Origin of the sequence: Xanthomonas sp. BRIP62418 (assembly GCF_003993495.1) — a bacterium.
Taxonomy (GTDB): domain Bacteria; phylum Pseudomonadota; class Gammaproteobacteria; order Xanthomonadales; family Xanthomonadaceae; genus Xanthomonas; species Xanthomonas euroxanthea.
In genome coordinates this window covers 1-25,146 of sequence record NZ_QEZG01000028.1, presented here as the reverse complement: position 1 = coordinate 25,146, position 25,146 = coordinate 1, and the positions used below count along the sequence as shown (strand labels likewise).

Genomic DNA, 25,146 nt, shown 5'->3' with positions numbered 1-25,146 from the left:
GGCGCGTGCCATGCCGCGGCCGCGGAAGTGGCTGCGCCGCGCGCCCCTCATGGGACGCCTGCAGCGCAGTCGAGCGGGCGCTGTCATGCGCAGGCGTGAGTTCCTTGCCGGCAGCGTCTGCGCCTCGTCGCTGCTTGGCGTGCCGGCGCTGCTGCCAGGCGCGGCGAACGCTGTAGCGCCGCGCGCGGGCAGTGGCGGCACGCCGCGTCCCGCGCCACCGCCAGCGGGCACCGATGGCGCCGGGCAGTGGCTGGATCTGGACGAAGGTTGGCGCTTCCATGCCGGCGATCTGGCGTTGCCACGCCTGCTTGCGCAAGACGAGACCTACGACAACGCCAAGGCCGGCCGCGCCTGGGGCGCGGCGGCACCGGACTTCGACGACACCGGCTGGCGGCAACTGCAGTTGCCGCACGACTTCGTGGTGGAGCAGGCGGTGCGCGCCGACGCCAATATCGCGCAGGGGTATCGCCCGCGCGGGATTGCCTGGTACCGACGCACGCTGCGGCTGGACGAGTCCCTGCGCGGCCAGGCGGTGGAGCTGCGTCTGGACGGCATTGCCAGCCATGCCACCGTGTGGGTCAACGGCATGCTGATGGCGCGCAGCTGGAGCGGCTACACCGGGCTGGTCATCGACCTCACGCCGGTCGTGCGCTACGGCAATGCCTTGAACAGCATCGCCATCCGCGTCGATGCCGAGGCCATGGATGGCTGGTGGTACGAAGGCGGCGGCATCTACCGGCACACCTGGCTGGTGCTGCGTGCGCCCTTGCATATCGCCGGCGATGGCCTGGCGGCGGTGCCGCGCGAAGGCCCGGGCGATCTCTGGCAGCTGCCGGTGCAGCTGGACCTGGTCAACAGCGGCGAACAGCCTGCCGAGGCGTGGGTGGATGTGGCGCTGCGCGACCCGAACGGTGCTGTCGTGGCGAGTGGCCAGACGCAACTGCGCGTGGCTGCATTCGGCACCGCGCAGGCGACGGTCAGCGTCGCGGTGGCGCAACCGCAGCGCTGGAGCGTGGACACGCCGGTGCTGTATCGCCTGCAGGCCAGCGTGCGTGGCGCAGACGGCCGCAGCGACCGTGCCGGGTGCGAAATCGGCTTTCGCAGCCTGCGCTTCGATGCCGACCACGGCTTCTTCCTCAATGGCCGCCCGCTCAAGATCAAGGGCGTCTGCCTGCATCAGGACCATGCCGGCGTCGGTGTGGCGCTGCCCGATGCCTTGCACGCGTTTCGCCTGCAGCGCCTGAAAGCGATGGGCTGCAATGCCATCCGCCTGCATCACGCGGTGGCACCGGAACTGCTGCAGGCCTGCGACCGGCTCGGCATGCTGGTGATGGCCGAGAACCGGCTGTTCAATCCCGCACCCGAGTATGTGGCGCTGCTGCGCAGCATGGTGCGGCGCCAGCGCAACCATCCCAGCGTGTTCCTGTGGTCGCTGCTCAACGAGGAGCCGCTGCAGGGCACCGCCACCGGTTACGCCATCATGGCGCGCGCCGCCAGCGCCGTGCGTGCGCTCGACGACAGTCGCCCGATCACCGCCGGCATGAACGACGGCATGTTCGCCACCCGCGGCGCGGCCGATGCGGTGGACGTGCTCGGCTTCAACTACCGCCAGTACAACTACGACCGCGTGCATGCCGCGCGGCCACGCACGCCGATGCTGTCCAGCGAGGACACCAGTGCATTCCAGACGCGCGGGGCGTGGTTCACCGACCTGGACGCGCACGTGGTGGCCGAAGACGACAGCCTGGCCGCGGACTGGGGCAACACCCATCGCCGCGCCTGGCAGCTGATTGCCGAACGCCCGTTCGTCGCCGGCAGCTTCGTGTGGACCGGCTTCGATTATCGCGGCGAACCCACCCCGTTCGAATGGCCGTCGGTGGGGTCGTTCTTCGGCATCATGGACCAATGCGGATTTGCCAAGGGGGCGTATTGGCTGCGCCGCGCGTTGTGGATCGACGATGCGCCGGTGCTGCACCTGTTGCCGCACTGGAACTGGCCAGGCCGCGAAGGCCAGCCGATCAAGGTGATGGCGTTCTGCAATGCCGCGCAGGTGGAGCTGTGGCTCAACGGCCGCTCGCTGGGGAAGCAGGTGGTGGATCGGGCGCAGATGAATCAGTGGCAGGTGGACTATGCGCCGGGCGTGCTGGAAGCGGTGGCCTGGCGCGATGGCCGCGAGGTGGCGCGTACGCGGGTGGAAACCACCGGCGCAGCGGTCGCGCTGCGGCTCACGCCAGACCGCACCCGGCTACGCGGCGATGGCCGCGATGCGCAACCGGTCACCCTGGAATCGCTGGATGCGCAAGGCCGCCACGTGCCCGATTGCAATGCGCCACTGACGCTGCAGATCAGCGGTGGCCGCTTGCTGGGTGTCGGCAATGGCGACCCGAATGCGCACACGCCCGATCAGGGCACGCAGGTGGCCTTGTTCAACGGGTTGGCGCAGGCAATCGTGCAGGCCGGGCGTGGCGCAGGCGTGTTACGGCTGCAGGCGCGCAGCGCAGGCTTGCGCGATGCGGTGCTCGAGATCGCGTGCGCGGCCGTGCCGCTGCCAGCCACGGTGCCGATCGTGGCGCCGGCGATGGTGGTCGAAAGCTGGCGCCACACCGCCGCCTTCGCGCAGCCGCCGGCGCCGGATCTGCCGCGCCGCCCCAACGACAACAACAGCTGGAGCAATACGCTGCCCGGCACGCTGGAAACCGCACCCGAACGCGCCGGCTACGTGCTGTACCGCACCGAGTTCACGCCGTGGCAGGGCGTGCAGACCCACGGCGGCATGCTTGACCTGGGTCGTCTCAGCGGGCCGGCGCAGGTGTTTCTGGATGGCCGTGCAGTTGCCCAGGCACCTGCCGGCACGCCGATTCAATTGACGCTTGCCTCCGCGACCGGCGCGCGCACGCTGGCGGTGATCCTGCAGGTCGCTGCCGATCAGCCGTTTGGATTCCACGACGTCGTCACCGTGCACTACCGGAACTCGCCATGATTGCCTCACCGTTTTCTCCGTCGACGCCTGTGCGCCTGTTCGCCGGTGCCGTGCTGGGCGCATTGCTCTCCATTCCCCTCACCGTGCTGGCCGAGCCGCCCGCACAGGCGGTGCTGCAACGCCTGATTGGCCCACGCGCCGCACAGTTCGAGATGACGATGGCGCCGCGCGGCGACGGCGCGGACTGGTACCGCATCGACGCCGGGGGCGATGCGGTGCGCATTGCCGGCTCCTCGCAGGTGGCCTTGGCGCGTGGCGCCTATGCCTATCTCGGCCAGGCCGGTGCGGCCTCGATGAGCTGGGAGGGCGACCGCGTGGCGCTGCCGGCGCAATGGCCGGCCTACAACAGCGGCCAGGTGCGCACGCCGTTTGCCCACCGCGCCTATCTCAACACCTGCACCTACGGCTACACCACGCCGTTCTGGGACTGGCCGCGCTGGCAGCGCGAGATCGACTGGATGGCGCTGCATGGCATCGACATGCCGCTGGCGATGGAAGGCCAGGAGGCGATCTGGCAGGCGCTGTGGCGCGAGTTCGGCGTGGGCGATGACGCGTTGGCGGAGTATTTCTCCGGCCCCGCATTTACCCCGTGGCAGCGCATGGGCAATATCGAAGGCTATCGCGCACCGTTGCCGCAGCAATGGATCGACAGCAAGCGCGTGCTGCAGACGCAGATCCTCACCCGCATGCGCGAGCTGGGCATGCAGCCGGTGCTGCCGGCGTTTGCCGGCTACGTGCCCAAGGCATTCGCGCAGGCGCATCCCAACGCGCGCATCTACCGCATGCGCGCCTGGGAAGGCTTCCACGAAACCTATTGGCTGGATCCGCGTGATCCCTTGTTCGCCCAGGTCGCGCGCCGGTTCCTGGAGCTGTACACGCAGGCCTACGGTGCAGGCGAGTTCTATCTGGCCGATGCCTTCAACGAGATGCTGCCGCCGGTGGCCGACGATGGCAGCGACGTGGCCGCCGCCAGGTACGGCGACAGCATCGCCAACTCCGATGCCGCACGTGCCAAGGCCGTGCCGCCAGCGCAACGCGACGCACGCCTGGCCGAGTACGGGCAGGCGTTGTATCGCTCGATCGCGCAGGTCAACCCGCAGGCCACCTGGGTGATGCAGGGCTGGCTGTTCGGTGCCGACAGAGCGTTCTGGCAACCGCAGGCGATTGCCGCGTTTCTCGGCAAGGTGCCCGACGCGCGGCTGATGGTGCTGGACATCGGCAACGACCGCTATCCCGGCACCTGGAAGGCTTCGCAGGCCTTCGACAACAAGCAGTGGATCTACGGCTACGTGCACAACTATGGCGCCAGCAATCCGCTGTATGGCGACTTCGCGTTCTATCGGCAGGATCTGCAGGCCTTGCTGGCCGATCCGGACAAACGCAATCTGCGCGGCTTCGGTGTGTTCCCGGAAGGGCTGCACAGCAACTCGGTGGTCTACGAGTATCTCTACGCGCTGGCCTGGGAAGGACCGCGGCAGTCCTGGTCGCAATGGCTCACCCAATACACCCGCGCGCGCTACGGCCGCAGCGATACGGCATTGCTGCAGGCCTGGTCGGATCTGGAAGCGGGCATCTACCAGACCCGCTACTGGTCGCCGCGCTGGTGGAACAAGCGTGCCGGTGCGTATCTGCTGTTCAAGCGGCCGACCGCCGACATCGTCGGCTTCGACGACCGCCCCGGCGATCCGCATCGCCTGCGCCGCGCCATCGATGCCTTGCTGCAGCAGGCCGACCGCTATGCCGATGCACCGCTGTACCGCTACGACCTGGTCGAAGACGCGCGGCACTACCTGAGCCTGCATGCCGACCGTCAATTGCAGGCGGTGGTGCAGGCCTACGACGCCGGCGAGTTCGCGCGTGGCGATGCGCTGCTGGCGCGCACCACGCAACTGGTGCAGGGGCTGGATGCACTGGTCGGCGGCCAGCATGAAACCCTGGCCGACTGGACCGGCCAGGCCGCCGCGGCCGCCGGCAACGATGCCGCATTGCGTCGCGCCTATGTCGGCAATGCACGTGCGCAGGTCAGCATCTGGGGCGGCGACGGCAACCTGGCCGATTACGCGTCCAAGGCGTGGCAGGGCATGTACGCGGATTTCTATCTGCAGCGCTGGACACGCTTTCTGCGCGCGTACCGCGCCGCGCGCAAGGCCGGCACGCCGTTCGACGCAGCGGCGGTCAACACGCAGCTTGCAGCCTGGGAAGGCCAATGGGCCGAGCAGGACGCGCTGCCGAAGCGACAGCCACCGCGCGATCCCTTGGCCTTGCTGCGTACGTTGCTGGCGCAGGTGGATGCGCAGGATGGCGTGCAGAACGCAGCGGAAAGCGCCAGGCAAGACGCGACGCAAGGCTTCGACCAGGGCAACCTGCAAGAGATTGCGCACGGCGCCGCGCACAGCACCACGCAAGGAACTGCGCAATGAACGGATCCGCATTGCACCTGATGCTCGTGCAAGAGCACGGTAGCGCCGATGCAAGGACGCAGGGCATAGGCAGCACCTATGCATGTCATCCCCACCGGCAGTCACTGGGCAAGGAGCTGCGATGAACGCAAACCCATTCCCTGCTGCAGCTGGCACCGCAACCACACCGCCGACGCGCGAACGCTTCCTGTCGCTGGACGTGTTCCGCGGCCTGACCATCTTCCTGATGATCCTGGTCAACACCGCCGGCCCGGGTGCACAGCCGTACGCGCAGCTGACCCATGCGGCCTGGTTCGGCGTCACGCTTGCCGATCTGGTGTTTCCCTCGTTCCTGTTCGCCGTCGGCAGCGCAATGAGTTTTGCGTTGGCCACCCGCATGCCGCATCGGCAGTTGCTCGGCCGTGTGGGCAGGCGCGCCGCGCTGATCTTCTTATGCGGCGTGCTGATGTACTGGTTTCCGTTCTTCCATCCGCAGCCCGACGGTGGCTGGGCGTTCACGGCGGTCGATCAACTCCGCCTGACCGGCGTGCTGCAGCGGATCGGCCTGTGTTATCTGCTCGCGGCGCTGCTGGTGCGCTATCTGCCGCCACGCGGTATCGCGCCGGTCTGCGTGGCGCTGCTGCTGGGCTACTGGGCAGCGCTGTATGCGTTCGGCCAGCCCGGCGCGGAGTTGAGCAAGACCGGCAATGCCGGCACCCGGCTGGATCTGTGGCTGTACGGGCGCGCGCATCTGTATCGCAAGGATGACGGCTTCGACCCCGAGGGCCTGCTCGGTACGCTGGCGGCCACGGTCAACGTGCTGGCCGGTTATCTGAGCGGGCGCTTCCTGCAGCGGCACGGCAAGACCGCTGCCGCCACGCGCAGCATGCTGCTGGCGGGCGCGGGGCTGGTGCTGCTGGCGCTGCTCTGGCACCCGGCCTGGCCGCTGTCGAAGAAGCTCTGGAGCGGGTCCTTCGTCGCCTGCACGGTGGGCCTGGATCTGCTGGCGCTGGGCGTGCTGGTCTACCTGCTGGAGCTGCGTGGCTGGACCGGCGGCAGCGGGTTTTTCACCGTGCTGGGGCGCAACCCGCTGGCGATCTATCTGTTCTCGGAATTGTTCGTGGTGGTGTTGCGGCTGCTGCCGGCCGGCAGCTCCGGCCTGGACCTCTACGCCTGGGCCGGCATCCGCGTGTTCCAGACCATCGCGCCGGGCCCGCTCGGGTCGCTGCTGTGCGCGCTGAGCTACACGCTGCTGTGCTGGGGCGTGGGCTGGTGGATGGACCGGCGGCGCTGGTACCTGCGGCTGTGACGCATCGCCAGCCAGGCGATGGCGCAGCCACTGGGCGCTTGCATGCGCCGGTGACGGGAAACGGGCGTCTACCACGGCGTCGTGTCAGCGGCCGCTGGGCAGCAGGTCAGCGCCAGCCACGCTGCCGGAGCCGACTGCGGCTAATGCGCTGCAGGCAAATTGGTACTATATTGGACCTAACGAATCCAAGTCGGTCCGGAGGACAGGCAATGGCCAAACCGAAAACCGAAGCCAGGACGGACACCGACCCCCGGATGGACGCGCTGACGCTGGATGCCTCCGCGCCGACGCCACTGTATCTGCAACTGGCGAGCAAGCTGGACGAGCAGATCCGCGGCGCGCAGTGGAAGGCCGGCGAAGCGCTGCCGGCCGAGCGCCAGCTGTGCGAGCGGCTGCAGATCTCGCGGGTGACCCTGCGCCAGGCCGTGGACGTGCTGGTCGAGCAGGGCCTGGTCTCGCGTCGGCAGGGCGCCGGCACCTTCGTCACCACGCAGATCCAGCATCAGCTCAGCGGCCTGACCAGTTTCAGCGAGACGCTGCGCATCAAGGGCTACGAGCCCGGCACCCGCTGGCTGGAGCGGCGGCTGCGCCCGGCGCATGGCGAAGAGATCCTGCGGCTGGGGCTGTCGCCGGACGCGGCGGTGGCCTCGCTGACCCGCCTGCGCAGCGCCGACGAGCGCGTCATGGCCTACGAGCACGCGGTGCTGCCGCAACGCATCGTCGCCGACCCGCAGCAGATCGGCGATTCGCTCTACAGCTATCTGGATGCACAGGGCACCCCGGTGGTGCGCGCCTTGCAGTATTTCCGCGCGATCAATCTGCCCGCGCGGCTGGCCGAGCACCTGCGCATGAAGACCGGCGAGGCGATCCTGCATGTGGTGCGCGTGGGCTATGCGCGCGACGGCAGTGCGATCGAATTGACCGACACCTATTGCCACAACGATTTCTACGATTTCGTCGCCGAACTGCGTCGCTGATCCAGCGCGGCGCCCCCCAACCGACAACTCAAGAGCCCGCCGATCCATGACTACCGCCAGGCCCGCAAATCCCGTTGTCTCGATCGCCATCGTCGGCGTGCTGTTCTTCATCATCGGCTTCTTCACCTGGATCAACGGGCCGCTGATCACCTTCGTGCGGCTGGCGTTCGACCTCAACGAGGTCAATGCCTTCCTGGTGCTGATGGTGTTCTACCTGTCGTACTTCTTCCTGGCGCTGCCGGCGTCGTGGATCCTCAAGCGCACCGGCATGAAGAAGGGGCTGGCGCTGAGCCTGGTGGTGATGGCGGTGGGCGCGGCCGGCTTTGGCCAGTTCGCCACCCAGCGCTGGTATCCGGGCGCATTGGGCGGCCTGTTCGTGATCGGCAGCGGCCTGGCGCTGCTGCAGACCGCGATCAACCCGTACATCAGCATCCTCGGCCCGATCGAAAGCGCAGCGCGGCGGATCGCGCTGATGGGTATCTGCAACAAGATCGCCGGCATCCTGGCGCCGATCCTGATCGGTTCGCTGGTGCTGCACGGCATCGGCGATCTGTCCGCGCAGGTGGCCAGCGCCGATGCCGGCACCAAGGAACAACTGCTTACCGCCTTCGCCGCCAAGATCCACGCACCGTATCTGGTGATGTCCGGCGTGCTGCTGTTGCTGGCGATCGGCGTGCTGTTCTCGCCACTGCCGGAGCTGCGGGCCTCCGAAGCCAATGCCACGCCCGGCAGCGCGGCCGGCGTGCAGAAGTCCAGCATCTTCCAGTTCCCGCATCTGTGGCTGGGCGTGCTGTGCCTGTTCGTCTATGTGGGCGTGGAAGTGATGGCCGGCGATGCGATCGGTACCTACGGCCACGGTTTCGATCTGCCGCTGGACAGCACCAAGATCTTCACCTCCTACACGCTGGGCGCGATGCTGCTGGGCTATCTCGCCGGCCTGGTGTTGATCCCGCGGGTGATCTCGCAGGCGCGCTACCTCAGCGTGTCGGCGGTGCTGGGCGTGCTGTTCTCGCTGGGCGCGCTGCTGACCCATGGCTATGTGTCGGTGGGCTTCGTGGCCGCGCTCGGTTTTGCCAACGCCATGATGTGGCCGGCGATCTTTCCGCTGGCCATTCGCGGGCTTGGCCGCTTCACCGAGATCGGCTCGGCACTGCTGGTCATGGGCATTGCCGGCGGCGCGATCATTCCGCAGCTGTTTGCCATTCTCAAACAGCACTACGACTTCCAGGTCGTGTTCGCTGCGCTGATGGTGCCGTGCTATCTGTACATCCTGTTCTATTCGCTGCGCGGTTACCGTGTGGGCCTGCCGGCCCAGGCCAAGTGAACCGGGCGGCATGATGCGTTCCGACGAACAAGGTACACCCATGCGCAGGCCCACCATCAAAGATGTCGCCGAGCGCGCCAAGGTCTCGTTGAAGACCGTGTCGCGCGTGATCAACAACGAACCGTCGGTGATGCAGGCCACGCGCGCGCGCGTGCTGCGCGCCATCGCCGATCTCGACTACGAACCGGATCCGTCCGCGCGCAACCTGCGCAGCGGCACGCCGTTCGTGATCGGCCTGGTCTACGACAACCCCAACCCGTACCACATCATCGGCATCCAGAATGGCGTGCTGGCCGCCTGTCGCGAGACCGGCTTCGGCCTGCAGATCCATCCCTGCGATTCCACCTCGCCATTGCTGGCCGAGGAACTGGCCGAATGGGTGCAGCGCTCGCGGCTGGCCGGCGTGGTGCTGACCGCACCGATGTCCGAACGCCCCGAGCTGATGGCCGGCCTGGCCGCGCGCGGCATCAAGAGCGTGCGCATCATCGCCGCCACCGACGATCCGGGCGATGGTCCCTGCGTGTATATCGACGACCGTGCTGCCGCCTACGAGATCACCGAGCATCTGGTGCAGCTGGGCCATCAGCGCATCGGCTTTTTGTGGGGCGGCCCGCAGCACCGCTCCAGTGGCGAGCGCTACGCCGGCTACGAAGCCGCGTTGAAGGACTACGGCATCACCCTGGACAAGCACCTGGTGATTCCCGGCGATTACACCTTCGACGACGGCTTCCGTGGCGCGCGCCGCCTGCTGTCGCTGCGCGAGCCGCCGACCGCCATCTTCGGCAGCAACGACGAAATCGCCGCCGGCGTGCTGGCCGCGGCCAAGTCCACCGGCATGAACGTGCCGTACCAATTGTCGATCGCCGGCTTCGAGGACAGCCCGTTCTCGCGCCAGTCCTGGCCGGCGCTGACCACCGCCAAGCAGGCCACCGACGACATCGCACGGCATGCCGCACGCCTGTTGATCAGCCAGTTGCGCAGCGATGCCTACGACGACCAGCCCGCGCAACTGCAGAACCGCGGCTTCGTGCCGCAGCTGGTGGTGCGCGGTTCCACCGCACCGGCGCAGACGCCGGCCGCCAAATCCTTTCCCCCCGAATCCGCCTGAGCCTGATGAGCCTTCCCACCGAAACCGAGACCTTGATGTTCCGCGAGGCGGCGCAGACTGCCGACGTGGTCGCCGCACAGTTCGCCCGTAATGCCGACACCGTTGCCGCACTCGCGCAGTCGCTGCGCGATACGCCGCCGCCGTTCGTGGTGACCTGCGCACGCGGCAGTTCCGATCACGCCGCAACCTACGCCAAGTATCTGTTCGAAACCCAGCTCGGCATCGTGACGGCCTCTGCATCGCCGTCGGTGGGCTCGGTCTACGCAGCGCCGCTGCAGTTGCGCGGCGCGCTGTACATCGTGATTTCGCAGTCGGGCAAGAGCCCGGACCTGTTGCGCAATGCCGAGGCCGCCAAGGCGGCCGGCGCGCGCGTGGTCGCCTTGGTCAATGTGGAGGATTCGCCGCTGGCGCAACTGGCCGAGGTGGTGATTCCGCTCGGCGCCGGCCCGGAAAAAAGCGTCGCCGCCACCAAGAGTTATCTCGCCTCGCTGGCCGCCGTGCTGCACCTGGGCGCGGTGTGGAAGAACGACCCGGCCCTGCTCGCGGCGGTGGATGCATTGCCGCAGCAGTTGCGCAGCGCCTGGCAGGCCGACTGGTCCGCACTCACCGCCGGCCTGGTGCCTGCGCACAACCTGTTCGTGCTCGGGCGTGGCCTGGGCCTGGGCGCGGCGCAGGAAGCGGCGCTGAAGTTCAAGGAAACCTGCGGCCTGCATGCCGAAGCGTATAGCTCGGCCGAGGTCAAGCATGGCCCGATGGCGCTGGTGGGGCCGGGCTTCCCGGTGCTGGTGTTCGCCCAGCCCGACGAGACCGGCGCCGGCACACGTGCGCTCGCTGCCGAATTCCGCGCCCGTGGCGCGCAGGTGTGGCTGGCCGCGCCCGATGGCGATCTGCCGCTCGTCGATGCCGTGCATCCGGCCAGCGCACCGCTGCTGACCGTGCAGAGCTTCTACCGCGCGATCAACGCGCTGGCCCTGCAGCGCGGCCATAATCCCGATCTGCCGCCGCATTTGAACAAGGTCACGGAAACCGTTTGAACATGGATGCTTCCCCGATTCAGGCGTTATGCAATGCACGCGTGCTCACCGACGACGGCCTGCAGGATGGACTGGCCGTATTGCTGGCCGGCACGCAGATCCTGGCGATCGTGGCAGCCGACGATGCGCGTGTTGCGCAGGCGCACACGCGCGTGGATCTGGGTGGCGGCACCTTGCTGCCCGGGTTTATCGACATCCAGGTCAATGGCGGTGGCGGCGTGTTGTTCAACAACGCGCGCGACCCGCAGGCGCTTGCCACCATTGCCGCAGCACATCGCCGCTACGGCACCACCGGCATGCTGCCGACGCTGATCAGCGACACCGCCGAGGTCATGGCCGAGGCGATCGACGCCACGCGCAAGGCCATCACGCAAGGCGTACCCGGCGTGCTCGGCATCCATCTGGAAGGCCCGTACCTGAGCCCGGCCCGCAAGGGCACGCACGACGCGCACAAGTTCCGCCTGCCCGACGCGCACGAGATTGCCGTCGATACCTCGCTGGACAACGGCGTCACCCTGATCACGCTCGCGCCCGAGCGGGTGCCGCTGGACGACATCCGCGCCTTCGTCGCCGGTGGCGCGATCGTGTTCGCCGGCCACACGGCGGCGACGTACGAGCAGGCGCACGCTGGCATTGCCGCCGGCGTCAGCGGGTTCACCCATCTGTACAACGCGATGTCGCAACTGACCGGGCGCGAGCCCAGCGCGGTGGGCGCCGCACTGGAAGACCCCGCTGTGTGGTGCGGCATCATCGTCGACGGCGTGCACGTGCATCCGGCCAGCCTGCGCCTGGCGCTGGCCGCCAAGCCGCGCGGCAAGCTGTTGCTGGTCACCGACGCCATGCCGATGGTCGGTGCCGACAGCCCCAGCTTCGACCTGTACGGCGAAACCATCACTGCCGTCGACGGCGTGGTGCGCAATGCCGACGGCGCCCTGGCCGGCTCGGCGCTGGACATGGCCACCGCAGTGCGCAACAGCGTGCAGTGGCTGGGCGTGGACCTGGCCGAAGCCGCACGCATGGCATCGACCTATCCTGCGCAATGCATCGGCCTGGGCGACCGGCTGGGGCGCATCGCACCGGGCTACCAGGCCGATCTGGTGCTGGTGGATGCCGATGTGCAGGTGCTCGGCACCTGGGTGGCCGGGCAGGGCGCGTAAGCATATCGGCCGGGCCGCAGACGCCCGCGTCAAGCGGGCTTGATGACTGCGCGACGCCGCATGTGTTGTTCAACCACCGCGGTTGTTGCGCGCGATCTGCGGCTGCAGTGCCCCTCGTCGCCACGTCCGGCGGGTTGGATGTCGCAGCTCGCGTACGGCATGCAGCGCATTCAGATGACTGCTAGAGTTGCGTCCGACCTCAGCTTGCGACGGGTGAAGGATGAACTACGCATGGACGCGATGGTGGCTGCTGCTGAGCCTGTTGTGCAGCGTGCATGCGGTGGCAGCGATTCCACACTGGTACGCGGCTGCCGGTGGCGCTGATTACCAACTGACTGCCGTGCAAGGCGACGTGCAGTCCGGTGAAGGGGCGCAATTGCGTCTGACCGCAGTTGCCGCGCGCACTGCGCAGTTCGGGGCTGCCTCCGCAGCGTTGGACGCGGTTTCCTTGCGCGGCCAGTCGTTGCTGTTGTCCGGTGTATTGGCAACCTCCAACGCACCGCAGGGCGCTACGTTGTGGATGCGCGCCGACGATGCGCATGGCAAACGCCTGGCGTTCGAAAGCTCACAAACCGACCCGGTCGTCGGTACGACGCGTGCAAGCCGCTCCATTGCGCTACAGGTACCGATGGGTGCGCAGAAGGTGTTGATCGGTGTTGTGCTGCGAGGCGATGGAGCGCTGGACGTAAGCCAGCTGCGTTTGATTGCAGAGCCGCTGGCCGATGCGGCATCGGCCAGCGCGATCCTGGATGTCGCCATCCCCGCGATCCGGGAGAACGCCTTGCACAGCGCCCGCATCGATTGGACCACGCGTGAACCGCAGCTGCGTGCGCAGGCCGCACACATGCGCGAAGTGGACGCCTATGTCGCCATCGATGCATTGGTCGCCCAGCTCGATGACGGCCATAGTTTCCTGATGCGTCCTTCCAGGCGACATGCCGTGGAAGCCGTTGCACAGCGCGAGCGGCCCACCATGCAGGCGCGTCTGCTGCCATCCGGCATCGCCTATCTCGAGGTCCCCGGCCTGATGACGTCCTCCAAGGAAGTCAGCAATGCTTACGGGACATCGCTTGCAACGGCGCTGGATCAAGTCGCCGCACAGGCCAGCTGTGGCTGGATCGTCGATGTACGCAACAACACCGGCGGCACGATGTGGCCAATGATCAACGGGCTGCATCCGCTACTGGGTGATGCAGTGCTCGGCAGCTTTGTCGATGCGGCAGGCAAGCAATCGCCCTGGCGGGCACGATCTTCGGCACGCGCGACTGCCTCGCTGCAAATAGATCGCCCGGTCGCGATCTTGATCGGCCCCAGGACCGCAAGTGCGGGCGAGATGGTCGCGATCTCCTTTCGCGGCCGTGCAAATACGCGCAGCTTCGGTCAGCCAAGCGCCGGCCAGACCACCGGCAATCGCTCTGTGGACCTGCCTGGCGGCGCTGTCCTTGCGATTGCCAGTAGCCACACGCAGGATCGCAACGGGCGTCGCACCGACGGCCGGCTGCAGCCGGATGTCCTGCTTGGCTCGCAGGTGGATATGATCGATGCTGCTGCACAGTGGCTGCGGACGCAGGCCTGCATCCGATCTAGGTGATCGCCTGTTCGAGGGCTGACGTATCCGCCAGACATGTGACGATCGACCGGTGTCGGTGCGCTTTCAGCCGTATGGACCCGACGTGGTTGCAATGGCTTGCTTCGCCGCCGAGTGCCGCGATCGCAAGGCGATCTGCAGTGCGCGAACACTGCCTGCGGAACATCAAACGCTTGCACGCACCACATCGATGTCTGCAAACACGCTGCATTGCGGCATTCGGCCGCGCGGCCTATGGCGGCCGTCCTCTAACGGCAGTGGTCTATTCATCGAGGCGAGGGAATGCGGCCACGATTGCGTTGTCATTCCAATATCTGCACTCAAGGCGCGGTTTCAGGCATGAAAGTGGCTATTTGTGTCGTTGAGTTGACAGCGCCGCGTGGGGAAGGCACCTTCGCTGATAACGTTGTCAGCGATCAGGAGCGTGCTCCGACTTCATGAAAGACGTTGCCGGCCGGTCATGCATCGGCCTGGCGCCTTGCCCCGCACGCTGCCACCGGCCTGCGGGAAGACGCTGCTCGCCGTCCGGTGTACAGGGGGACGGATCGCGGGTGTGGCGCGCGCTCTGCGCGTTCTCAAGCAACCGGACGGTTGCGACCCGACGCATCAGCCAAGAGGTCCACGCAATGCTGCAAGCCCGTGTGTGTGAGTTATCCCGTGATTCCGCCAACGCTGCCGAGCGTGCGCCATGTCGCTCGCGACTGAGCGTTGCCGTCCGTCGCCTGCTGCTGGGTGGCGCTGCCCTTGCCGGTGCCGGCATGCTTCCCGCGTTTGCGCAGGAGGCGGAACCCGCCCAGCAACAGCCGCCCGCGCAGACCAACCCATCGGTGTCCACGCTGGACGAGGTCAAGGTGGTCGGCTATCAGGCCAGCCTCGGCAAGGCACTCAACGTCAAGCGCAATGCCGATGCGATCGTCGATGCGATCAGCGCCGAAGACATCGGCAAATTCCCCGATACCAACGTCGCCGAGTCGCTGTCGCGCCTTTCCGGCATCACCGTGGACCGGCAGTTCGGCGAAGGCGAGAAGGTCAGCATCCTCGGCACCGATCCGGCGCTCAACCGTGTGCTGCTCAACGGCCAGACCATTGCCTCCACCAGCTGGGGCGGCGACCCCAACGACCCGGACAGCCGCTCGTTCAACTACAGCACGCTGGCGCCGGAAGTGGTCGGCCTGATGGAGGTCTACAAGACACCGGAGGCGCGCATCGACGAAGGTTCGATCGGCGGCACCGTGATCGTGCACACGCGCAAGCCGCTGGAGCTCGAACGCAATACGCTGACCGGTACGGTGAGCTACGGTTACAACGACCGGTCCGACGAAGGCAAGCCGAACGCGTCAGCGCTGTACAGCTGGAAGAACCAGGATGAAACGTTCGGTGTCCTCACCTCGGTGATGCATTCGCAGCGCGTGCTGCGTCGCGATGGCGTGGAGATCTTCGGCTACGACGATGTCGCCGGCGCTGCGTTTCCGCCGGCCGTGGTCGGCAATAACACCGGCGTGTTCCCAACCTCGATCAACACCGCCTTGTTTCAGCAGACGCGCAAACGCGATGGTGTCAGCGCTGCATTGCAGTGGAAGCCGGATGCCGATTTCGAGCTCAACCTGACCGGCCTGTACGTCAAGGAAAGTTTCGACAACTACAACCAGAGCCGCTACGGGTACTGGGGCTCCAACCCTGGCGATGCGCAGGCGCTGGGCTTCGAGAACGGCGTGGCGACCTCGGGCACCTTCGGCGATCAGTCCACCACATTCCTGGATGGCTACCTGCGCAACAGCGATGTCAGCACCGGCAGCATCCATCTGCGCGCGGACTGGCATGGCGACGGCTGGAATGCATCCAGCCAGGTGGGGTATACCAGTTCGCAAGGCGGCGCCGAGCGCATCTACGGCATCCAGTTCCGCAACCTGGCCGGTTACAGCTACGACATCGACGGGCGCCGCACCGCGATGGACTACAGCACCGACCCCACCAACGCGGCGGCGATGCAACTCAACAACGCCTCGGCCAGCCACAGCCCGCAGTACGACAAGGAGCGCTACCTGCAGCTGGATTTCGACCATGCGGTGGAGTGGGGGCCGTTCACGCAGATACTGACCGGCATCAAGCTCACCAATCACGCCACCGGGCAGTCGTCCTACAGCCGTACCTGGACACCGAACGACGGCAGCACGCTCGCAGATTTTTCGCCAGGCACCACGCCGTCCGGCTACCTGGACGGCCTGTCCACCAGCGCCGACATGCAACGCTGGTCCACCATCGGCCGCGGTGCGATCGGTCGCTACATCGGTGGCCTGGAAGGCGATGCCGGCCTGCCGATCAGCTACGCCGGCAACTACAGCATCGAGGAGCAGAACCGCGCCTGGTTCCTGCAGGGCAATTTTTCCGGCGAGCGCTATCGCGGCAACATCGGCGTGCGGTACGTGCACACGCGTGATTCCACCGATGGTTTCAGCTACGCGCCCGGTGGCGGCTACACACCGGTCAACTTCCTCAACAGCTACGGCAAGTGGCTGCCGTCGTTCAACATCGCCTACGACCTGCGCGATGACCTGATGCTGCGCCTGGCTGCCTCCAAGGTGATTGCGCGGCCGCGCTACACCAACATGACCCCGTACGTGGCCACCGACGACACCACGCTTACCGCGTCCACGGGCAATCCCGGCCTGAGCCCGTACGAGTCCACCAACCTGGGCGCTTCGCTGGAGTGGTATTTCTCCGACAGCAGCCTGCTCAGCGGCGAGTTCTTCTCGCGCGATATCTCCAACTACATCCTCACCACGGTGGAAGACCGGGTGTTCTTCAACAACGCCACCGGCGGCTCAAGCACCTACCAGACCTCCGTGCCGACCAACGCCGGCGATGCCAAGGTGCAGGGCGTGGCGCTCAACTTGCAGCACAACTTCGGCAACGGGTTCGGCGTGGTGGCCAACTACACCTATTCCGATTCGAAAACCGATGGCGATTACAGCCTGCCGTACAACTCGCGCAACGCCTACAACATCAGCCCGTACTACGAGCAGGGCAAATGGAGCGCACGGGTGAACCTGGGCTGGCGCTCGGAATATTTCACCCAGATCGGTCGCCTCAACGGGCAGCAGATGACCGATGCGTTCACCCAGGTCGATGCATCGTTCGGCTACCAGGCCACCGAGCGGTTGCGCGTGGCGCTGGAAGCCACCAATCTGCTGGACGAAACCTACTTCAGCTACATCGGCAACAAGAACCAGCCGTACTACATCTACAAGAACGGCCGCTCCTTCATGCTGAGTCTGAACTTCAAGCTGTGACGCATGGCCAGGCGGCTGCTGTTCTGCAGCCGCCTGGTTGAATGGCGAACACCCCACGTGTGCCCTGCATCCCTGACGTCGACCGGGTTGGGTGGTCGCCAGCCCGGAGCGATGCAGTCACGTCCTGCCTGGCGCTCTTGCATTTTTGTTGCGTTGCTACGACGGTATGCGCGACGCTTGGCTATGCGCTGGTCTTGCGCGCCGCCGCAATCGCCGCAATCCGTGCCTTCGCCAACGCCTCGCCGATTTGCGGGCCTTGCAGGCCTTCTTCGGCCAGGTCGCGCGCATTGATGGCCAGCGCAGCAGCATGCAGGCGTTTGAGTTGTTCGCCCTGTGGATACGCGGCCTCTTCGCTGCCCAGCCGGCCACGCTTGTCGGCTTCGCACACCAGCGCGAGTTGTGCGATACGCTCGGGGCGGCGGAAGGCATCGCAGCGTACCAGCAGCTCGTGCACGGTGCGGTCGCGCAGCTCGGCCAGGCGGTGCACGTTCAAATGTTCGCGGCAGGCGGTGATGGCGAGCTGGCGATAATCCTGCGGCACCTTGAGGCGCTCGCACACTGCCTGCAGCGGGGCGACACCGCGCTGTTCGTGCATGATGTGGCGCGGCCATTCCTCCGGCGGTGTGAGCGCCTTGCCCAGGTCGTGGGTCAGTGCGGCAAAGCCCACCAGCGCATCGCCGGGCGCCAGTCGCGCGGCCATGTCGCTGACCATTTCCTGGTGAATGCCGGTATCCACCTCCGGATGAAACTCGGCACGTTGTGGCACGCCATACAGCGCATCGATCTCGGGCAGGATGACGCGCAGCGCATCGGTGTCGTGCAGCGTGCGCAGGAAGGCCGACGGCTGCCCACTCTCCAGCACGCGGCGTAATTCCTGCCACACGCGTTCGGGCACCAGGCTGTCTAGCTCGCCGCTGGCGGCCATCTCGCGCATCAATGCGGCAGTTTCGGGCGCAAGAGTGAAACCGAGCGGCGCCAGCCGCGCCATGAAGCGGGCAGCGCGCAACACACGCACGGGATCTTCGACAAAGGCCGGCCCCACGTGCCGCAGCACGCGCGCTTGCAGATCGCGCGCGCCACCATATGGGTCGAACAACTCGCCGGTGTCTTCGTCGCGTGCAATCGCGTTGATGGTGAAATCGCGGCGCAGCAGGTCTTCTTCCAGCGTCACCGACGGATCGGCATCCACCACAAAGCCGCGATAGCCGCGCCCGGATTTGCGCTCGGTACGCGCCAACGCATATTCCTCGCCGCTACGCGGATGCAGGAATACCGGGAAATCTTTCCCCACCGGTTTGAAACCCAGGCGTTCCATCTGCGCCTGATCGGCACCGACCACGACCCAGTCGCGGTCGCCAGCGGGCTGGCCAAGCAGGGCATCGCGGACTGCGCCGCCAACGAGATAGATCTTCATCGCGACATGATGCCCGATGCGGTGCGCGGGTCGAAACACCATGCATCAATTGCTGTGGGATTTCCGCGCAGCGTTTTTGGAATGCCAGGTGACGCCAACATGCAAATCTCGGCAGCTGGTCCCGATTGGTCAATGCGGGTCATTCAGTCGTAGCGCTGAGAGCGGCGGATCTGCGGCTTGGCTGTAGGGCCCTCGCCCGCCCACCATCGCGGGACACGCCGTGAATCCGTCCATGGAGGCTCTTACGCGGCATCCATGCCGCGTAAGGTCCCGCGACAGTGGGCGGGCAAGGACCAATGGAGATGGTCGGGGCGCAAGGTTAAGAGCAGTGCTCGATACGCCTTGTTTAGTCATGACGCATCGGCTCCACGTCTGATGCACACAGCACGACAGACGGCTTTTCAAGTGAGCGCCGACCAACTGTCTGGTGCGGTGTCCTCGCCGGTTGCGGGACCGTGTGGCGGCATGGATGCCGCCCCCGAGCCCCCAGGGATGGGTTCACGGCATGTCCCGCGAGCGGCGAGGGCGCCGCGCCCTCGACGCCGTGAGTGTGCTGCAGGGTCCTTGCCCGGCCACCATCGCGGGACACGCCGCAAGTACGTCCTTGTAGGCTCTGGCGCGGCATCCATGCCGCTCAAGGTCCCGCGACGGTAGGCGGACAGGGACCAGTCGAGATGGTCGGTGTGCATGGGGCAAGCACTGCCTGGAACGCGTTGTTCGGTAATGGCGCGCCCACCCAACTCTCGCACCCGTGGCCGAGCGACAACCACCCGCAACCGCGCAGGCGCGACCACCTCATCCGGCGGTGGTGCCTGGCGGCTGACTTGAAGCTCAGTCCTGCGCCGCGTTGGTGGTCGCCTGGCCTGGCGTGCACACCGGCTTCAGGCGCTTGTCCACCAGTTTGCCCATCAGGCGATCACTCAGCGGCAGCATGTCGCCGTTGAGTTGCCAGTCGTAGATCACGCTGAAAGCCAGCACGCGTGCGACGTACTCGCGGGTTTCCTTGTAGCTGATGGTCTCGATCCAGAAATCCGGCTCGAAGTTGGGGCGTTGCGATTGCCAGCGCCCGGTCGGCCCCGGGCCGGCGTTGTAGGCGGCGATGGTGAGGTAGGGCCGGCCGTAGGTATTGAGCAACTGGCGTAGATAGGCGGTGCCGATGGCGATGTTGGTGTCCGGCTCGTACAGGCTGGTGGCGCCCGCGTAGCCGGGCAGGGCGATGCCCTTTGCCACCGCCGCGCCGGTGCCCGGCAAGACCTGCATCAGGCCCATCGCGTTGGCAGGCGAACGCGCGCGTGGATTGAAGATGCTCTCGGCACGGATCTCTGCTGCCACCCAGGCCGGGTCGATCGCGTTCTTGGCCGCTTCGCGGCGAATGCTGTCGTCGTGATGCAGCGGAAAGCGCAACGCGTACAGGCGCTGTTCGTCCGGCTGCTTGCCGAGCGCGAACACTGCGCGATCGAACCAGCCGTTTTCGCTGGCTACCTGCACCGCCAGCCGGCGCTGGGTGTCGTCGAAGCGGCTCGCGGCATCGTTCCACTCGGCCACCGCCCAACCCGGCCGGTCGATCTGGAACAGGGCGATGGCGCGGATCAACGCCGGATCGCGTGCAACGGCGGCCTTTGTTTGCGAATTGTCCTTGGGCTCCCACGGACACAGCCGATAGGGCTGCTGCAGACGGTCGGCGGCCAGGAAGCCGTGGAAGGTCGGCGATTGCGCGGCTGCGCGATACAGCGGCTGTGCGGCTGCGGCCGCGCCGGTCTTCTCGGCCAGGCGCGCTTCGAAGTACTGCCAGCGCGAATCGCTGCGCTGGGTCGCCGGCATCTTGCGGATCGCCGCCAGGGCCGCCGGCCAGTCGCTACGCGACATCGCTTCGCGCGCGCGCCATTCGTGCAGGCGCTCGTCGTATGAGGCATCGGGGACTGCATTGAGGCGCCGTGCCGAATCCGGCAGGTAGGACGCCACCGTCCACAGCGCGATCTGGTACAGCACCTGGCCGCGCTGCGCCTCGCTGAAGCCGAGTGCGCTAGCCAGCTGTGGCAACTGCTGCTCGGCCGCGTCCGGATCGCTCTTGGCCAGTTTGGCCAGGCCGTCGACGGCGATGCGTCGGCTGCGCTCGGTCTTTGGCCAACCGAGTGCACGCGGGTGCACCTTGTCCAGAAACGCGGCGTAATCGTTAGCCAATGCCAGATCGGCCGCCGGCAAGCCGCGCGCGGCCGTGCGCATCACCGCAGGCTGCTGTGCATCGGCCGCCGCCTCTACGCGCTCCCAGCGTAGCGCCGGGGTGAGTTCGCCCCGCGCTTCCAGCCCGGCAACCACCGGATCGCAGGCATCGGGCAGGCCCTTGCCGGTGCGCCACAGGGTCAACGCGTCGCGGCTCCACTGTGCATCCAGCTTGCCGGTCGCCTGGCGCGCGGTCAGCTGCGCGCAGCGCAGGCCCAGGTTGTCGGTGGGCTTCCAGTTGGCCAGCAACGTGTTCCAGTCCTGGCGGCGTGCCACCGCCGGCAACCAGGTGCCGCGGAAGCTCTCGGCCACCGGCTGGCCTGCATAACGCTGCAGGAATCCCTGCGCCTGTGCCGTGGAGACGTTGTCGATGTTGCGCTTGAGCGTGGCAAATTCCAGCCAGCCATAGAGCGGGTGGCGGTTCAACGCGGCCAGCTGACCGGCATCGGACTGGCCGCGCTCTGCAGCAGCGATGGCATCGCGCATGGCGGTCAGTTGCGGGTCCAGGCTCTGGGCATGCAGCGCAGTACTGCCAAGGCACAGCAAACCGACGAAAACAGTGGCAAGACGGGGGGTATAGGTCATTGCGCGATGATACCGAAGCACGCCGGCGCCCCTGAGTGAATGCGCAGCAGACCGGTGCCGACCGTCGCTGACGGCAGCGATGGGCGTGCGATGCCGGTGCGCACCGCGCATGTGCACCGTGGCCTGCCGCTGCGGAGCACTGCGGACCACTTCCCACTGCGTCACGGCTGGCTTGCGGGGCGTTAAGGTTTCGTTTAAAAGTGGGGGCGGACCGCAGGGCACGGGGGCGTGCGGACACTCAAGAATCCTTCTGGAGAGAGAAAGGATGAAGCGTCTGATTGGCCCCCGTCGGTCATGCCTGGCCGTGCCGTTGTCCTTGTGTCTGGTTCCTACACTCGCCTGGGCGCAACAGCCCGAGGCCGCCCCGAGCACGCGCACGCTCGACAGCGTACAGGTCACCGGCACGCGCATCCGGACCGCAGAGTTGCAGGGCCAGGTGCCGATCCAGACGCTCAACCGCGCCGACATCGAACGCACCGGCCTGACCTCGATCGGCGAGGTGCTGCAGGAACTCACCGCCTCGGGGTCGGCGCTCAACGCCAAATTCAATTCGTCCGGCAACTTCGGCTTTCCGCCCGATGGCGGTGGTGTGGGCGCCGGCTCGGCGCAGGTGGATCTGCGCCATCTCGGTTCCAAGCGCGTGCTGGTCCTGGTCGATGGCATCCGCTGGGTCAACGAATCCTCGGCCTCGGGCGTGGGCTCGTCGACCGATCTCAACACCATTCCGTTGGCGATCGTGGAGCGCATCGAGGTGCTCGAGGATGGCGCCTCGTCGTTGTACGGCTCGGACGCGATTGCCGGCGTGGTCAACATCATCACCCGGCGCAGCTTCGACGGTGCGCAGGTCACGCTCAACTACGGGCAATACGGCAAGGGCGACGGCACCAACCAGGGCATGGACCTGGCCTGGGGTACCAGTGGCGAGGACTTCAGCCTGTTTCTGGGGGCCAGCTACGTCAAGCAGGATCCCATCTACGCGCGCGATCGTGCGCAGGCCCGTTTCCCGATTCCGGGCACCGGGCTGACCTTCGCCAGTTCGGCAACGCCGGATGGCCGCTTCCAGTTCGTCGACCCCAACACCGGCGTGCGCCAGAACCTCACGCCCAACGCCGGCGTTGGCACGCCGCAATACGATGGCAGTGCCGGCTGTACGCGCAGCGACGATTACCACTGTTTCGGCACCGCGGACCGCTACAACTTTGCAGAGCAGAATCTGTTGCTGACGCCGTCCGAGCGCAAGGGCGTGTTCGCGCAATTTCGCTATTACTTCAACGACGATGTGCAGTGGTACGTCAAGGCGCTGGGCAACCGGCGCGAGTCGACCAACCAGGCCGCGCCCGAGCCGATCTTTCTCGGCCCCGATGCCGGCACCGGCAATCCGCTGGCCGACAACATCGTGATTTCCGCGCTCAATCCCTTCAATCCATTCGGCTTCGCGTTGAACTCGGCCACCAACCTGATCCAGATTGGCCGCCGCCCGGTGGAAGGCGGCGCGCGCCGGTTCGAGCAGCAGGTCGACACGCAGTATTTCGGCACCGGCCTGGTGGGCACCTTCGAAGGCGCGGCGCGGACCTGGTACTGGGACGTCAACGGCATGTACAGCAAGAACAAGGCCGAACAGACCAACTACGGCAGCTACAACCTCTACAACATCAATCTGGGCCTGGGCGATCCGGCCGCGTGCGCGGCGGTGGCCGGCTGCGTGCCGCTGGATATCTTCGGCGGCGCCGGCAGCATCACGCCGGAGATGTTGCGGTGGATCCAGCCGGTGGTGCGCGACCGCAGCCAGAACGAGTTGAGCCTGTTCACCGCCAATCTCAGCAGCGAGTTGTTCCAGCTGCCAGGCGGCGCGGTGTCGTTCGCCACCGGCTACGAGTACCGCAAGTACGAAGGGTCGTACCAACCCGATCCGCTCACCGTGGCGGGGCGCTACAACGGTGTACCGTCATTGCCGACCTCGGGCAGCTACGACGTCAACGAGGCCTATCTCGAACTCAATATCCCGATCTTCGCCAATTCGTCGCTGGGCGACAAACTCGACTTGAACATCGCTGGCCGTTATTCGGATTACTCCACCTTCGGCGGCGAGTTCACGCCAAAATACGGCTTGCGTTGGCAGGTCACCGATGAGTTGGTGTTGCGCACCAGTTACGCGGAGGGCTTCCGTGCGCCGACCATCGGCGAGTTGTTCGGTTCGGCCGCGCGCGCCGATCTGCAGTTGTCCGATCCATGCTCGATCGGGTTGGGTGGCACCGCGCCGCGCGGCAGCGCCGCCAACTGCGCATCGCTCGGCGTGCCGGCCGGCTACCAGCAGGCCAACCAGCAGATCTCGGTCACCACCGGCGGCAACGAGCAACTGGATCCGGAGCGCTCGCGCAGCTTCAGCGCCGGCTTCGTGTTCAGCCCGGGCTTTGCCAGCAATGCCAGCTGGTCCGATCGCCTCGATCTGGAGATGACGTTCTATCGGCACCATGTCGATGGCGCGATCCAGGCGATCAATGCGCAAACGCAGCTGGACCTGTGTGTGGATACCCTGGACGCGCTGTATTGCAACGGCATCGGGCGCGCGTCCACCGGCGGCATCAATGCGTTCAACAATCGCTTGACCAACCTTGGCTCGATCAAGACCGACGGTTGGGATATGGATCTGTTCTGGACATTGCCGGAGACGGCGTTTGGCCGTTTCAAGGTGTCCTGGCAGAACACCTTCGTGGGCCGTTACGAGGCGCTCGGTGCGGCGGGGCAACGGCAGCCGCAGGGGCCAGGCATCGAAGTGGTGGACAGCGCGATCCCGGAATGGACCAGCAACGCGGTGCTGGACTGGTCGCTGGGCCGCTGGACTGCATCATGGACCGCGCGCCACATTTCCAAGCTCACCGAGCAATGCGGCGATGCGGTGGAATTTGCGGTGTGCTCCGATCCTGCAGTGGGTACCAACCGCCTGGATGCGATAACCTATCATGATGCGCAGTTGGGCTATCGCGTCGATTGGCTCAAAGGCCTGCAACTCACGGCCGGCTTGAACAACGTCTTCGACAAGGATCCGCCGCTGTGCCTGTCGTGCTCCCTCAATGGTTATGACGCGTCCACTTACGACATCCCCGGTGGGCGCTTCTGGTATGCGCGGGTCGACTTGAAGTTTTAGTTTGTCTGGGCAGTCGTAAAGCGGAGAGCGGCTGATCTACGGATTTGCTGCAAGGCCCTTGCCCGCCCACCATCGCAGGACACGCCGCAAGTACGTCCGTGTAGGCTCTTACGCGGCATCCATGCCGCGTAAGGTCCCGCGACGGTGGACGGGCAAGGACCAGTCGAGATAGTCGGTGTGCAGGGTAAGAGCGGTGCTGATGCGCCTCGTTCGATCATCAAATATCGGCTCCACGTGATGCACACCGCACCACAGACAGCTTTTCAAACAAGCGCCGACCAACTGTCTGGTGCGGTGTCCTCGCCGCGCCCTCGACGCTGTGAGTTGGCTGCAGGGCCCTTGCCCGCCCACCCTCGCGGGACACGCCGCAAGTACGTCCGTGTAGGCTCTTACGCGGCATCCATGCCGCGTAAGGTCCCGCGAAGGTGGGCGGGCAAGGACCAGTCGAGATAGTCGGTGTGCAGGGTAAGAGCGTTGCTGATGCGCCTCGTTCTATCATCAAGCATCGGCTCCACGTGATGCACACCGCACCACAGACAGCTTTTCGAACAAGCGCCGACCAACTGTCTGGTGCGGTGTCCTCGCCGCGCCCTCGACGCTGTGAGTTGGCTGCAGG

At 66.4% G+C, this 25,146-nt stretch carries 13 protein-coding genes; 11 read left to right on the top strand and 2 right to left on the bottom strand.

The features are described from left to right. Window positions 1–85: 85 nt before the first annotated feature. From galA to EO174_RS05050, 10 genes are all read left to right on the top strand, one after another. The gene (gene galA, locus EO174_RS05095) at window positions 86–2,980 is read left to right on the top strand and encodes a beta-galactosidase GalA (protein ID WP_126942761.1); all 2,895 of its coding nucleotides are present in this window, start codon (window positions 86–88) and stop codon (window positions 2,978–2,980) included. Further along, entirely contained in the window at window positions 2,977–5,400 is a 2,424-nt protein-coding gene (locus tag EO174_RS05090) for an alpha-N-acetylglucosaminidase (RefSeq protein WP_126942759.1), read from the top strand. Before galA ends, EO174_RS05090 begins: the two co-directional genes overlap by 4 nt. A 121-nt stretch (window positions 5,401–5,521) precedes the next feature. Further along, the gene (locus tag EO174_RS05085; RefSeq protein ID WP_126942756.1) at window positions 5,522–6,688 is read left to right on the top strand and encodes a heparan-alpha-glucosaminide N-acetyltransferase domain-containing protein; all 1,167 of its coding nucleotides are present in this window, start codon (window positions 5,522–5,524) and stop codon (window positions 6,686–6,688) included. Between the two features lie 254 nt (window positions 6,689–6,942). After that, a complete protein-coding gene (locus tag EO174_RS05080) occupies window positions 6,943–7,665 on the top strand; it encodes a GntR family transcriptional regulator (RefSeq protein WP_164739039.1) in 723 nt (240 codons plus the stop codon). 46 nt (window positions 7,666–7,711) lie between these two features. Next, window positions 7,712–8,989 (top strand): sugar MFS transporter, encoded by a 1,278-nt coding sequence (locus tag EO174_RS05075; RefSeq protein WP_104583815.1) that lies wholly within the window; start codon window positions 7,712–7,714, stop codon window positions 8,987–8,989. Window positions 8,990–9,029: 40 nt separating this feature from the next. Continuing rightward, the gene (locus tag EO174_RS05070) at window positions 9,030–10,097 is read left to right on the top strand and encodes a LacI family DNA-binding transcriptional regulator (RefSeq protein ID WP_104583816.1); all 1,068 of its coding nucleotides are present in this window, start codon (window positions 9,030–9,032) and stop codon (window positions 10,095–10,097) included. A 5-nt stretch (window positions 10,098–10,102) separates the two neighbouring features. Then, window positions 10,103–11,131, top strand: coding sequence for an SIS domain-containing protein (locus EO174_RS05065; protein ID WP_104583817.1), 1,029 nt, complete (start codon window positions 10,103–10,105; stop codon window positions 11,129–11,131). A 2-nt stretch (window positions 11,132–11,133) separates the two neighbouring features. Beyond that, window positions 11,134–12,288 (top strand): N-acetylglucosamine-6-phosphate deacetylase, encoded by a 1,155-nt coding sequence (nagA, locus tag EO174_RS05060; RefSeq protein WP_126942753.1) that lies wholly within the window; start codon window positions 11,134–11,136, stop codon window positions 12,286–12,288. 220 nt (window positions 12,289–12,508) lie between these two features. Next, a complete protein-coding gene (locus tag EO174_RS05055; RefSeq protein ID WP_206515041.1) occupies window positions 12,509–13,879 on the top strand; it encodes a S41 family peptidase in 1,371 nt (456 codons plus the stop codon). Window positions 13,880–14,634: 755 nt separating this feature from the next. Continuing rightward, window positions 14,635–17,166, top strand: a complete 2,532-nt coding sequence (locus EO174_RS05050) for a TonB-dependent receptor (RefSeq protein WP_104649715.1) — start codon at window positions 14,635–14,637, stop codon at window positions 17,164–17,166. A 181-nt stretch (window positions 17,167–17,347) separates the two neighbouring features. Here EO174_RS05050 and EO174_RS05045 read toward each other — a convergent pair whose 3' ends face one another. Both EO174_RS05045 and EO174_RS05040 read right to left on the bottom strand, forming a co-directional pair. After that, window positions 17,348–18,580: a multifunctional CCA addition/repair protein gene (locus EO174_RS05045; protein WP_126943204.1), complete on the bottom strand. Its 1,233-nt coding sequence runs from the start codon at window positions 18,578–18,580 to the stop codon at window positions 17,348–17,350. Window positions 18,581–19,411: 831 nt separating this feature from the next. Further along, window positions 19,412–21,385, bottom strand: a complete 1,974-nt coding sequence (locus EO174_RS05040) for a transglycosylase SLT domain-containing protein (protein ID WP_164740090.1) — start codon at window positions 21,383–21,385, stop codon at window positions 19,412–19,414. A 265-nt stretch (window positions 21,386–21,650) separates the two neighbouring features. Between EO174_RS05040 and EO174_RS05035 the strand changes: the two genes are divergently transcribed. Further along, window positions 21,651–24,530, top strand: coding sequence for a TonB-dependent receptor (locus EO174_RS05035; RefSeq protein ID WP_126942750.1), 2,880 nt, complete (start codon window positions 21,651–21,653; stop codon window positions 24,528–24,530). The last annotated feature ends 616 nt before the right edge of the window (window positions 24,531–25,146 follow it).

What these genes read in the sequence shown, in the direction of transcription:
- EO174_RS05035 (WP_126942750.1), top strand. Translation starts at nt 21,651, where the DNA reads ATGAAGCGTCTGATTGGCCCCCGTCGGTCATGCCTGGCCGTGCCGTTG.
- EO174_RS05090 (WP_126942759.1), top strand. Translation starts at nt 2,977, where the DNA reads ATGATTGCCTCACCGTTTTCTCCGTCGACGCCTGTGCGCCTGTTCGCC.
- EO174_RS05070 (WP_104583816.1), top strand. Translation starts at nt 9,030, where the DNA reads ATGCGCAGGCCCACCATCAAAGATGTCGCCGAGCGCGCCAAGGTCTCG.
- EO174_RS05075 (WP_104583815.1), top strand. Translation starts at nt 7,712, where the DNA reads ATGACTACCGCCAGGCCCGCAAATCCCGTTGTCTCGATCGCCATCGTC.
- EO174_RS05055 (WP_206515041.1), top strand. Translation starts at nt 12,509, where the DNA reads ATGAACTACGCATGGACGCGATGGTGGCTGCTGCTGAGCCTGTTGTGC.
- EO174_RS05065 (WP_104583817.1), top strand. Translation starts at nt 10,103, where the DNA reads ATGAGCCTTCCCACCGAAACCGAGACCTTGATGTTCCGCGAGGCGGCG.
- EO174_RS05050 (WP_104649715.1), top strand. Translation starts at nt 14,635, where the DNA reads ATGCTTCCCGCGTTTGCGCAGGAGGCGGAACCCGCCCAGCAACAGCCG.
- nagA (WP_126942753.1), top strand. Translation starts at nt 11,134, where the DNA reads ATGGATGCTTCCCCGATTCAGGCGTTATGCAATGCACGCGTGCTCACC.
- EO174_RS05040 (WP_164740090.1), bottom strand. Translation starts at nt 21,385, where the DNA reads ATGACCTATACCCCCCGTCTTGCCACTGTTTTCGTCGGTTTGCTGTGC.
- EO174_RS05080 (WP_164739039.1), top strand. Translation starts at nt 6,943, where the DNA reads ATGGACGCGCTGACGCTGGATGCCTCCGCGCCGACGCCACTGTATCTG.
- galA (WP_126942761.1), top strand. Translation starts at nt 86, where the DNA reads ATGCGCAGGCGTGAGTTCCTTGCCGGCAGCGTCTGCGCCTCGTCGCTG.
- EO174_RS05045 (WP_126943204.1), bottom strand. Translation starts at nt 18,580, where the DNA reads ATGAAGATCTATCTCGTTGGCGGCGCAGTCCGCGATGCCCTGCTTGGC.
- EO174_RS05085 (WP_126942756.1), top strand. Translation starts at nt 5,522, where the DNA reads ATGAACGCAAACCCATTCCCTGCTGCAGCTGGCACCGCAACCACACCG.